General features: G+C 67.4%; 14 protein-coding genes and 2 pseudogenes. 14 read left to right on the top strand and 2 right to left on the bottom strand.

What is annotated here, in order from left to right; all coding sequences use genetic code 11:
* The 9 genes and pseudogenes from OXG55_14195 to OXG55_14235 form a co-directional block, all read left to right on the top strand.
* Window positions 1-219 (top strand): hypothetical protein (locus OXG55_14195; GenBank protein MCY4104392.1); only part of this gene is annotated, 219 nt, incomplete at its 5' end.
* 235 nt (window positions 220-454) lie between these two features.
* Window positions 455-724: a hypothetical protein gene (locus OXG55_14200; GenBank protein ID MCY4104393.1), complete on the top strand. Its 270-nt coding sequence runs from the start codon at window positions 455-457 to the stop codon at window positions 722-724.
* Window positions 721-1,104 (top strand): retropepsin-like aspartic protease, encoded by a 384-nt coding sequence (locus tag OXG55_14205; protein MCY4104394.1) that lies wholly within the window; start codon window positions 721-723, stop codon window positions 1,102-1,104. The genes OXG55_14200 and OXG55_14205 overlap by 4 nt, the downstream gene beginning before the upstream one ends.
* Window positions 1,105-1,207: 103 nt before the next feature.
* The gene (locus tag OXG55_14210) at window positions 1,208-1,477 is read left to right on the top strand and encodes a DUF2442 domain-containing protein (GenBank protein ID MCY4104395.1); all 270 of its coding nucleotides are present in this window, start codon (window positions 1,208-1,210) and stop codon (window positions 1,475-1,477) included.
* Between the two features lie 8 nt (window positions 1,478-1,485).
* Window positions 1,486-1,746, top strand: a pseudogene (locus OXG55_14215) (DUF4160 domain-containing protein).
* A 246-nt stretch (window positions 1,747-1,992) separates the two neighbouring features.
* On the top strand, window positions 1,993-2,652 hold the full coding sequence (locus OXG55_14220; GenBank protein ID MCY4104396.1) for a phospholipase D-like domain-containing protein: 660 nt from the start codon (window positions 1,993-1,995) through the stop codon (window positions 2,650-2,652).
* Window positions 2,649-2,963, top strand: a complete 315-nt coding sequence (locus OXG55_14225; protein MCY4104397.1) for a hypothetical protein — start codon at window positions 2,649-2,651, stop codon at window positions 2,961-2,963. The genes OXG55_14220 and OXG55_14225 overlap by 4 nt, the downstream gene beginning before the upstream one ends.
* Entirely contained in the window at window positions 2,960-3,331 is a 372-nt protein-coding gene (locus OXG55_14230; GenBank protein ID MCY4104398.1) for a clan AA aspartic protease, read from the top strand. Before OXG55_14225 ends, OXG55_14230 begins: the two co-directional genes overlap by 4 nt.
* 178 nt (window positions 3,332-3,509) lie before the next feature.
* A complete protein-coding gene (locus OXG55_14235) occupies window positions 3,510-3,959 on the top strand; it encodes a hypothetical protein (GenBank protein MCY4104399.1) in 450 nt (149 codons plus the stop codon).
* A 96-nt stretch (window positions 3,960-4,055) separates the two neighbouring features.
* On the opposite strand, the gene OXG55_14240 is transcribed toward OXG55_14235, so the two are convergent.
* Window positions 4,056-4,298, bottom strand: coding sequence for a hypothetical protein (locus OXG55_14240; GenBank protein MCY4104400.1), 243 nt, complete (start codon window positions 4,296-4,298; stop codon window positions 4,056-4,058).
* On the opposite strand from OXG55_14240, the gene OXG55_14245 reads away from it, so the two are divergent.
* From OXG55_14245 to OXG55_14255, 3 genes and pseudogenes are all read left to right on the top strand, one after another.
* Window positions 4,291-4,971, top strand: coding sequence for a hypothetical protein (locus OXG55_14245; protein MCY4104401.1), 681 nt, complete (start codon window positions 4,291-4,293; stop codon window positions 4,969-4,971). The genes OXG55_14240 and OXG55_14245 overlap by 8 nt on opposite strands.
* Window positions 4,971-5,459: a hypothetical protein gene (locus OXG55_14250; GenBank protein ID MCY4104402.1), complete on the top strand. Its 489-nt coding sequence runs from the start codon at window positions 4,971-4,973 to the stop codon at window positions 5,457-5,459. Before OXG55_14245 ends, OXG55_14250 begins: the two co-directional genes overlap by 1 nt.
* A gap of 95 nt (window positions 5,460-5,554) precedes the next feature.
* Window positions 5,555-6,674, top strand: a pseudogene (locus OXG55_14255) (IS630 family transposase).
* 74 nt (window positions 6,675-6,748) lie between these two features.
* On the opposite strand, the gene OXG55_14260 reads toward OXG55_14255, so the two are convergent.
* Complete coding sequence (locus OXG55_14260; protein MCY4104403.1) at window positions 6,749-8,914, bottom strand: phospholipase D family protein; 2,166 nt, start codon at window positions 8,912-8,914, stop codon at window positions 6,749-6,751.
* Between OXG55_14260 and OXG55_14265 the strand changes: the two genes are divergently transcribed.
* Both OXG55_14265 and OXG55_14270 read left to right on the top strand, forming a co-directional pair.
* Window positions 8,881-9,324 carry a phospholipase D-like domain-containing protein gene (locus tag OXG55_14265; protein ID MCY4104404.1) on the top strand — a complete coding sequence of 148 codons (444 nt, stop codon included), beginning with the start codon at window positions 8,881-8,883 and terminating at the stop codon, window positions 9,322-9,324. The two genes, OXG55_14260 and OXG55_14265, sit on opposite strands and share 34 nt — an antisense overlap.
* A gap of 187 nt (window positions 9,325-9,511) precedes the next feature.
* A complete protein-coding gene (locus OXG55_14270) occupies window positions 9,512-10,099 on the top strand; it encodes an NYN domain-containing protein (protein ID MCY4104405.1) in 588 nt (195 codons plus the stop codon).
* Window positions 10,100-10,332 lie beyond the last annotated feature (233 nt).

Raw genomic sequence — 10,332 nt, forward strand, 5'->3', positions numbered from 1 at the left:
CTGGCGATCACCGACCCCGACGCCCTGACGCAACTGGCGGACCTCGCCGAGGGCGCCGACCGGCGGCTGGAGGTGCGCCTGTTCGGTGGCCGTTCGGTCGCGTTCCACCCGAAGGCGTACATCTTCCGGTCCAGCGCCGGCGAGGCCGCCGCCGGCTACGTGGGCAGTTCGAACCTCAGCGCCTCCGGCATCGACGGGGGAGTGGAGCGACTCGGGTGATGAGCGCCTGTGGGATGCGGCCGTGGGTGACGGGATCACCTGATGCGCCGCGGAGGGATCTAGCTTCCTTCGGCTAGAGCTTGACCGGGTTCGGCGACGGGGTGATTCGATATATCGCCACCTTGACCCGCTTGTGCTCGTATGGTGGGCGAGATAAGTCGCGGGCCCTGGCCCGCTGACCTGATTTGCGGATCTGCGCGCCGCGCCGGCAACAGGTCGACCACAGGAGAGCCCGATGCAGGACACGCCATCGGCAGCCACCAGCCCGGTGTGGGCCAACCACGCGGTCTTCCAGGGGGAGCACGAGCAGAGATTGCTCGAGACCGATCATGGGCGGGTCGCCCTCATGAGCGACGGGGAACTCGTTGAGGTATTCGATGACACGTCGTCGGCGACACACGCCGGCTACGAGCGGTTCGGGTTGGGAGGCTTCTCGACGCACCCCATCGGTCACCCCCCCGTGCGGATCGGATCGATACTCGGCAGATCCCTGGCTGAGGCATGATCCACCGGCCAGGAGCCGGCCGCATCCCTCGCCCCATCGTCGCGGCGCGACTCTCGGGAACGTTCCGCGGCCCGGTGGAGCCTTCACAGGAGTTCGAGGCGCTTATCGACACTGGGGCTGAGGGATCGCTGATATGGCGTCCGGTTCTTGATCGTTTCGGCCTGATCCCTTCGGGGAGGGGCACTCTCACCGGGGTTGATGGGGTCGAGCAGGTCGTTCCGACAGCGCAGATGCGCATCGGTGTGCCCCCGTTCGACTCCGCGGAGGTAACAGTCGTGGTCGTCGACTGGCGACCGTCCGGATGCGACGTCATCGTCGGGATGGACTACCTCGGCCAGATCGACTTCGCCGTTCGGCAGGGAACCTTCGGCCCGATCTGAGTCGGCCGCGCCTAGCTGATGTCCGAGGGTCGCTGACCGGCTTCCGCTGCGGGTGGACTGCTTGGCAGCGTCGTAGGATTGTCGGGAGAGGCTTGGAGGTGGCATGGTTCGTCCCACCCGAGTTGAACCCCGAGACGGCTATCGGATCTGGCTGAGGTATTCCGACGGCACAGCCGGAGAGCTCGATCTGTCGTATCTGGCGGGGCGCGGCGTCTTCAAGGTGTGGGACGAGACCGGCTGCTTCGAGACCGTGCACATCGGTCCGGCCGGATCGATCGCCTGGGACGAGGACGTCGAACTGTGCCCGGACGCCCTCTACATGCGACTCACCGGCAAGTCTCTCGCGGAACTGGCACCGGCGCATCGTGCCTGAGGAGGTCGATGCCTGAGATTTGCCGGTTCGACGGGATCATCATCCGGATGTAATTCGACGATCACGCACCGCCACACTTCCATGCCCTGCACGGCGACGACGAGGCCCTAGTCGGGATCGACGATCTTGCCGTGCTGCAGGGGCGTCTTCCCGCCCGTGCACATGGGCTTGTGATCGAGTGGGCCTCGCGGCATCAAGCGGAGTTGCGGGACGCATGGGAGCGAGCGAGACGCTTGGAGCCCCCTGGCAAGATCGCACCACTCGGCTGAGTGCCGGGGTCATCTCGCACGCTGAGCCGGCCGGCGCTGTGGAAATGACAGGGGGCCCCTCGCTCGGAGGGGCCCCGGGTCCTGAGCGGCGAAGCGCTCAGGGTGTTATGTCCTCATCATATTGGCAGCGTGTGACAGTCACCTGCCGCCTCGTCGGGCTCATGCGCCGGTTCGAGCAGGCCGCCGTCGGGAGCCGGCGGTTCCGCGGCGACGACTGTTCCGGCGGGCGTAGAGTCCGGGGGCGTGATGGCGGCTGAGGTGTCGGCGGGGCACTCGGGCCCGCCTGCCGTGGGTCCGGTTCCGGCCGGCGTGCCGGATGAGGGTGGCCCCACGCCGGTGTTGCTGGACGGTTCGGCTGAGGGTCGGTTGCTGCCGCGTCTGATCGATCGGCTCCGGGACCCGGATCTGGACCGCATCGACATGGCGGTCTCGTTCGTCATGAAGAGCGGCCTGGCCCGCGTCCTCGAGCCCTTGGAGGACGCGCTGGACCGGGGCGCCCAGGTCCGCGTTCTCACGACGGACTACCTGGCGATCACCGACCCCGACGCCCTGACGCAACTGGCGGACCTCGCCGAGGGCGCCGACCGGCGGCTGGAGGTGCGCCTGTTCGGTGGCCGTTCGGTCGCGTTCCACCCGAAGGCGTACATCTTCCGGTCCAGCGCCGGCGAGGCCGCCGCCGGCTACGTGGGCAGTTCGAACCTCAGCGCCTCGGGCATCGACGGGGGAGTGGAATGGAACCTGGGCACCGATCGGGTGGAGCGACTTGTGGCGGGGTTCGAGTCGCTGTGGGCCGACGCGCGTTCGAAGCCCCTCGATGCGGCTTCGTACGCCGTCACATCGGCTGACCGCCGTCCTCGCGGCGACCCGGCTGATCGCGGTGGGCCGCGGGTTACGATGCTCGTATGAGGGACTCTGAGACCACGGCACCCGCCGACGGAGGGGAAGCCACCGCACCCGCCCGCCGACCTCGCGAGGAGACGGCCCGCCTTGGGAAAGAGATTTACGAGCGGGACATCCGCCACCTTGTCGAGACAGACCACCAAGGGGAAGTTGTCGCCATTGACGTCGACAGCGGAAGCTACGCGCTCGGCAAGAATGCCATTGTCGCCTCTGATGGCCTGCGAGATCACCACCCGGACGCCCAGGTCTGGCTGATGCGGGTTGGTCATCGGACGTTGTATCGCTTCGGCGGCAGTTCCCTTCGGAGAGCAGGGTGATCGAGGGGACCGTGAATGCCCATCTCGAAGCCGTCGTGACCCTTCCCTTGCTCGACTCAGCGGGGCAGGTGCGGGAAGTCGACGCCGTGGTCGATACCGGCTTCAACGGCTATCTGGTATTGCCCCCGATGTTGGTGGCGGACTTGGGGCTGCCCGTTGTGGGTGATGGCGAGGCGGTTCTGGCCGACGGCAGCGAGGCCGCCTTCGACGTGTATGGCGTGACGATGTTCTGGGACGGACAACCGAGACACGTCGAGACCGGGGCGGTTGGCGTCGACCCCCTACTGGGCATGGCGATGCTCGACGACCACGACCTGACCATCCAGGTCCGGGACGGCGGGCGCGTCGTCATCCAGGCCAGGGAGTAGCAAAGCTCCAACCACCGCACTTCTCCCCCGCTGTGGACTTCGCTACCGAGTTCGGCGTTGCGATGAAGCGGATGAACCGCAGATTCGTCAGGCTCATGCGCCGCTTCGAGCAGGCTTTCGTCAGGAGCCGGCGGTTCCGCGGCGACGGCTGTTTCCGGCAGACGTAGAGTCCGGGGGCGTGATGGCGGCTGAACCGTCGGCGGGGCACTCGGGCCCGCATGCCGTAAGTCCGGTTCCGGCCGCCGTGCCGGATGAGGGTGGCCCCACGCCGGTGTTGCTGGACGGTTCGGCTGAGGGTCGGTTGCTGCCGCGTCTGATCGATCGGCTCCGGGACCCGGATCTCGACCGCATCGACATGGCGGTCTCCTTCGTCATGAAGAGCGGCCTGGCCCGCATCCTCGGGCCCTTGGAGGACGCGCTGGACCGGGGCGCCCGCGTCCGCATTCTCACGACGGACTACCTGGCGATCACCGACCCCGACGCCCTGACGCAGCTGGCGGACCTGGCCGAGGGCGGCGACCGGCGACTGGAGGTGCGCCTGTTCGGTGGCGGGTCGGTTGCGTTCCACCCGAAGGCGTACATCTTCTCCTCCAGCGCCGGCGAGGCGGCGGCCGGCTACGACGGCTAGAACGCCGTATCAGTCAGTCGCTCCAAGGTTGTCGGGTCAGTTCGACGCCGACCACTGACACGGCTTCGCCATCGACGTGCGCCGTTGAGGCCCTCGTCAGTAGTGTTGCGCGTGGCCGACGACAGCAATCGATCGTGCGTCCAGGTGGGCGTCGAGGACGCCCTTGTAGAGCAGGGATGGCGTGAGATTGTGGATGAACCGCAGATTCGTCGGGTAGTCGTCCTCGAGGACGGTGGTCAGCCGCGCCCCTGCCCAATCCGCAGCGATGTCGTTGCGGCGGGTAGCCTCCGCTGACAGGCAACCCGACCGGCATGCTGCGAGGGCGGAAGCGATGGACAACAGGGGACTGCTATCGGATCGCATCCGCGCCGCGTTCGACGGCTGCTACGCGGCGCGGCGCGCCGCCGCTCTCTCCGGCGTTCCGTTGTCCACCGTGTATCACTGGGCGCGCAAGGGAATCGTCGAGCCCTCGGTGTCGCCGACCAGGGTGAAGCTGTGGTCCTACGCAGATCTGATGGGACTGCGCGTCGTGTATTGGCTGCGAAACCCCAAACAGAGCCGGAACAGGGAGATCGCCGCCAGCCCGATGTCGCAGGTGCGCAGGGCGCTGGACGAGATGGAGAGCCGAGGACTTGACATCTGGGACGACAGCACGGACGAGCCGGACTCGCCGCTGCGGGTTGACCAGTCGGGCAGGATATGGGTCCAGGCCAACGGCATTGTCGAGACTGACGGCCAACAGGCCCTACCCGAGATCTTGGACCTGCTCGGACCATTCGAGTTCGGCCAGCTGCGGGGCCCCGATCTTCTTCGGCCACGGCCCCGCCTGCGGATCATCCCCGGCAAGATGTCGGGCGAACCTCACTTGGCAGGTTCTCGGATCACGACCCAAGTCGCCGCGGCGCTCTACGAGCACATCCCCGATGTCGGGAGGATCGCGGATCTGTACGCGGGCGTCGACGCCGGAATGTTCGAAGAGGCCATCGAGTTCGAGCGTTCGCTCGCCGCCTGATGCGGCTGCCGCTGGACCAGAACTTCCCGGAGCCGATCCTGGCGGCGCTCGAACCGTGGATGGGAGACATCCGGTTGGTGCCATTGCGCAGGATCGACCCACGGCTGCCCGAACTCGATGATCGCAGGCTGCTCATCGCTCTCAAGCAGTTGGGATTCGAGGGCTTGGTGACACTGAACCACAAGATGCTGCGCAATCCCAGAGAGTTGGCGGCCGTGCTCAAGACGGGCGTGACCGTCTTTGCCGTCGAAGGTGTGGGGCATGATCCCATTCGAGCGACGGGAGCATTGCTCCTCGATCTTCGGCCCGCCGTGAACGCGATGCAGGCGGGTCGGTCGGGTGTGTTCTGGCTCCGGCCGAGGGCGCCGAAGCCAAGGGATCCGTGGGATCTCTTCAAGGAAGCGGCAGAAAAACGCAACGAGGACGCAGAGCACCTCTATGCCACCCTCAAGGTGTCCGACGCCGAGATGGAAACCGCCATTCTCTGACCCGCAGGGCTAGTGTCCTGAGTGGGGTATTCGTTGGTGTGGTGTGGGGGTGGGGTACGGTTTTTGTGGTGAGTGGGCGGTGGTTGGAGACGATCATGGTCCAAGAGTTGCAGCCGCCGCGGCGGCGAGGGCGCGGCCGGTTGGCGGTGCCGGTGGCGCTCGATGAGCAGGAACGGGAGACCTTGGAGCGTTGGGCGCGGCGGCCGTCGTCGTCGCAGGCGTTGGCGTTGCGGTGCCGGATCGTGCTGGGAGCCGCGGCGGGCGGGACGAACACAGCGATCGCGGCGCGCCTGGGGTGTTGCGCGGCGACGGTGAGCAAGTGGCGGGGCCGGTTCGCCGAGCGGCGCCTGGACGGGCTGGGCGACGAGCCGCGCCCGGGCGGGCCCCGCAAGATCACCGACGAGCAGATCGAGGAGGTGCTCGTCAAGACCCTCGAGGAGACACCGCCGGGGGCGACGCACTGGTCGACGCGGTCGATGGCCGCGGCGGTGGGCCTCTCCCAGACCGCGATCAGCCGGATCTGGCGGGCCTTCGACCTCAAACCGCGCCGCGTCGAGGAGTTCAAGGTGTCCCCGGACCCGCAGTTCATCGACAAGGTGCGCGACGTGGTGGGCCTGTACCTGAACCCCCCGGAGGCCGCGGTCGTGCTGTGCGTGGACGACAAGACCCAGGCCCGGGCCCTGGGCCGCACTGCGCCGATCCTGCCGATGATGCCCGGGACGCCCCAGCGGCGCACCCGCGACTACCGCCGCGGCGGCACCACTGACCTCTACGCCGCCCTCGACACCGCATCCGGGAAGGTCATTGCGGCCATGACCGCGCGCCGCCGCGCCGAGGAGTTCAGGAAGTTCCTGAACCGCATCGACGCCGAGGCCCCCGACTGCCTGGCCGTGCACATCGTCTTGGACAACGTCTCCACCCACAAGACCCCCGCCATCCGGCGCTGGCTGCTGGCGCACCCCCCGCTTCAGCTTCCACTTCACCCCCACCTACAGCTCCTGGGTGAACCTCGTCGAACGCTGGTTCTCCGAGCTCACCGCCAAACAGCTCCACCGCGGCGCCCACACCTCCGTCGAGGACATCCAAGACTCCATCAACGCGTGGACCGAGCACTGGAACAACGACCCCAGACCCCTCACCTGGCACAAGACCGCCGACGAGATCCTCGACACCCTCGCCGCATATCTCAAACGAATACCCCACTCAGGACACTAGGCCCCTGCCACCGTCTCGTCGCAGGCCCGTCTCGGGCTCACCGGAGTACTTGGCGCTTCTCCCAGAGGACTCGGTCACTGCCGGTCTCGGCGGAGGCGGCTCCAGAATCGGGAGCGCACTGGCAGCGGGGTGCTTGATTCGGTCTGGGTCTCGGGAAGGCGCGCGGGTCCTGCCGTCCAGTTGGGCAGGAATTGCTCGAGTTCGCTGCGGTGCAGGGCCGTGTGGCCGCTGCTGCGGGCGTCGTCGTCCAGGATGGTGGAGGGGACCTCGTCCCAGTGGAAGGCGCCGCGCCCGTACTGGTCGATCCGCTCGCGCACGATGATCCGGCCGCCGTCGAGCCACCACCCCTGCGGCGTCTCCGAGCCAGCGGCGATTCTCGCCTCGGGGCGCAGCAGGTAGCGCAGTTTGGCCTGCAGGCCACGGTAGCGGCGCTCCGCGTACTGCTCCCAGGTCTGAGGCGCGGCCCAGGGCAGCGGGTCGAGATCTGCCGTCGCGTCGTGTAGAGCCCCACTCAGCACGCCGGTCGACAGCGCCAGGTGGTCCGCTGGCAGGGGCTCGTCTTGGAGAGCGTCCAGGATGGTGTGGACGTATCGCTTGTAGAGGTGCCCGGTCAGCCGGTCGGTGACGGCGCGGATCCGTTCGTCCTGCTGCTGGCGCATCAGGTGCTTGTACACCGGCAGTGCGGTGTCGGTGTAGATCAGGAGCGCTCGCTTGACGATCTCATCCGCGAAGCCGTGCTCTTGGCGGTTCATCGACAGGACGAACGCGGGGTACTCGTCGAGCCCGGGTGGTGTCTCGTCCTTGATGAAGTCCTTGCCGGTCAGGCCCATGCTCTTGGTCGACACGTCGTCGAAGAAGACGGGGCAGCGCTTGGCGGTGTGGGTGATCTCGAACAGCGCACCGGTCCTGAAGTTGCTCTTCGGCTGGCAGGGTCCGAGCGGGTCGGTGGGGAACATGGAGCGCAGGAGCGTGCGGACGAGGGTGCTCTTGCCGCAGTTGGCCTTGCCGTAGACGATGGCGACGCGTTCGTAGCGGATCACGTCGCGGTTCTGCAGGGCGGCCCGGTTGCGCAGTTCGCAGATGAACGGCGAGAAGTAGAGCCATGCCCACAGGGTGAAGTACTGCGCCTTGAGGTCGCCGATCTGCGCGGCGGTGCCGGCGAAGTTGTCGAAGCCCTGGAAGTAGTCGACCATGAGTCGGGCGTCGGCGGCTGCCAAGTTCGGGTCGTAGGACAGGTCGAAGGGTTTCCCGGCGAACGTCGCGCTGCGGTTGACGCGGTCGAGCGACAGAGCGGCGGGCTCGCGCTCTTCAGGGGGTCGGACGCGCAGCGCCTCGCGGATGTTTCGCTTGTCGGTCCGGGTGAGGGTGTGCTTGCCGGCGCGTGCGGCCGGGACGTGCGAGCCGATCTGGTTGCGGATGATCTTGGCCCGGCGGTCGATCGTCGAGCGGTCATCGAGCCCGCCGCGCGGACCGGCACCGTCGCCGACCACGAGGACCGTGCGTGCCTCGGCATCGCCGAGGACAGGTACGTCGTGCACCTCGATCGGTCGGTTGCGGTCGGTCAGCAATCGCGGGTCGATCAGCTGCGACGCCTGCTCGCGGATCTCGCGGTACTTGCCGCCGTAGTGGATCCAGGCGCCGGGGTCGTCGTCGTACGCGGCGATGGTCTCCTCCTGCCAGCCTCCGAAGGCCTGTTCGGAGAAGTTCGCCGAACCCATGATGATGCGCCGCTGCGGGTCGGTTCCCCCGTCGAGGAGGTACAGCTTCGAGTGTGAGACCTGCCTGTGCAGCACGCGGAAGGTCAACCTGCCCTCGGTCAGTGCCGTGATGACCGATTGCTCGGTCCTCGAGAGGTTGTCGATGAGCACCTTGGCGCTCTGCAGCGCCGCGTATTGTGCAGCCAGCACCTTCTCGATGCGGTCGATGGTTGCCGTCGTGCCGATGATGCACTCGATCTCGTCGAACTCGAAGTCCGTGACCAGCCGGTTCACGGTGCGCAGGTCGACCGAGTAGGTCAGGATCCGACACGAGGTGAACCCGGCGAACAGATCCCACGAGAACTTCCGATCCTCGACGAATCGAGACTGCGCGACACGCAGGCCCGTGCCGTCATCGAGCGTCAGGCCCGGCTGGTCCGTCCGCGGAGAGGCGCCGAGCATGTGTCGTGGATCGGTCTCGGCGCTCCGATCGCCGGTGGCGCTGCCAGGTGGAGGAGGTTGATGGATGGGTAGGACGGACATGGCTCTCCTCGGCGGGTTGCTGGCGGTCGCGGCTGCCCGAGAACCTACGAAGGGGGTGTGACAGTCATGATGTAGTTGTTGGTGGCCGGGCTCGGGAGGATGCGTTGGACCGGGGCGCCCGCGTCCGCGTTCTGATGACGGACTATTTGGCGATCACCGACCCCGACGCCCTGACGCAGCTGGCGGATCTGGCCTCCGGCGGCGACCGGCGACTGGAGGTGCGCCTGTTCGGTGGCGGGTCAGCTGCGTTCCACCCGAAGGCGTACATCGTCTGGTCCAGCGCCGGCGAGGCCGCCGCCGGCTACGTGGGCAGTTCGAACCTCAGCGCCTCCGGCGTCGACGGGGGAGTGGAATGGAACCTCGGCGTCGACCGGGTGGAGCAAGCTGAGGCGTGCGTCGCTGGCTCGTAAAATCCCGGGTCGTGGAGGAACTGATCGATGGCGGGTTGGTCGAATGAGCACGCGTGCTCCGACCGGAGCGAACTGGATTGTGTACGTCGATGGGTTGAACTTCTATTCGGCGGTTCGCGGTCGCCCGGATGCGAAGTGGGTCGATTTCAGAGCCCTGGCTGATCGATTGGTCCCGCGTGCCGGCACCGTGAGCAAGGTGAAGTACTTCACGTCTCAGGTCTCGGAGAAGGCTGCGGAGGATCCCGAGGCGCCGCGGCGCCAGCGTGTGCTCATCCGGGCGGTGCGTGCGACCGGCGTCGAGGTGCTGGAGGGCAGGTTCAAGGTTCCCGACCACTGGCGGGCGATCTCGTCGAAGGGGGACTGGGAGGACCGGCTCCGTCCGCCGCTCCCGGCAGGGATGCTTGACGACTACCGTGCCCACTTCACGCCCCATGGGTCGCAGCCGTGGAAGGTTCTGGTCGAGCTGCCGCAGGAGAAGTTCACCGATGTCGCGATCGCATCGCATCTGCTGCGCGACTTCTACCGGGGTGCTTGTGACTGCGCGCTCGTCGTGTCGAACGACTCGGATCTTCGCCCCGCGATAGAACTCGCTGTCGGAGACGGGCATCACGTCGGCGTGTTCAGCCCAATGGGAACGGTCTCGCGTGACTTGGAGAGGGTCGCGTCGTGGGCGAAGCCGATTCGCGCCGAACTCTTGATGCAGTGCCAGATGCCCGACGAGGTTCGGGTGCCGGGGTCATCTCGCACGCTGAGCCGGCCGGCGCTGTGGAAATGACAGGGGCCCCTCGCTCGGAGGGGCCCCGGGTCCTGAGCGGCGAAGCGCTCAGGGTGTTATGTCCTCATCATATTGGCAGCGTGTGACAGTCACCTGCCGCCTCGTCGGGCTCATGCGCCGGTTCGAGCAGGCCGCCGTCGGGAGCCGGCGGTTCCGCGGCGACGACTGTTCCGGCGGGCGTAGAGTCCGGGGGCGTGATGGCGGCTGAGGTGTCGGCGGGGCACTCGGGCCCG

The sequence above is a fragment of the bacterium genome (assembly GCA_026708055.1).
GTDB lineage: Bacteria > Actinomycetota > Acidimicrobiia > Acidimicrobiales > CATQHL01 > VXNF01.

Coding starts and splice junctions, on each gene's coding strand:
- OXG55_14200 (MCY4104393.1), top strand. CDS start 455: ATGCAGGACACGCCATCGGCAGCCACCAGCCCGGTGTGGGCCAACCAC.
- OXG55_14205 (MCY4104394.1), top strand. CDS start 721: ATGATCCACCGGCCAGGAGCCGGCCGCATCCCTCGCCCCATCGTCGCG.
- OXG55_14210 (MCY4104395.1), top strand. CDS start 1,208: ATGGTTCGTCCCACCCGAGTTGAACCCCGAGACGGCTATCGGATCTGG.
- OXG55_14220 (MCY4104396.1), top strand. CDS start 1,993: ATGGCGGCTGAGGTGTCGGCGGGGCACTCGGGCCCGCCTGCCGTGGGT.
- OXG55_14225 (MCY4104397.1), top strand. CDS start 2,649: ATGAGGGACTCTGAGACCACGGCACCCGCCGACGGAGGGGAAGCCACC.
- OXG55_14245 (MCY4104401.1), top strand. CDS start 4,291: ATGGACAACAGGGGACTGCTATCGGATCGCATCCGCGCCGCGTTCGAC.
- OXG55_14250 (MCY4104402.1), top strand. CDS start 4,971: ATGCGGCTGCCGCTGGACCAGAACTTCCCGGAGCCGATCCTGGCGGCG.
- OXG55_14260 (MCY4104403.1), bottom strand. CDS start 8,914: ATGTCCGTCCTACCCATCCATCAACCTCCTCCACCTGGCAGCGCCACC.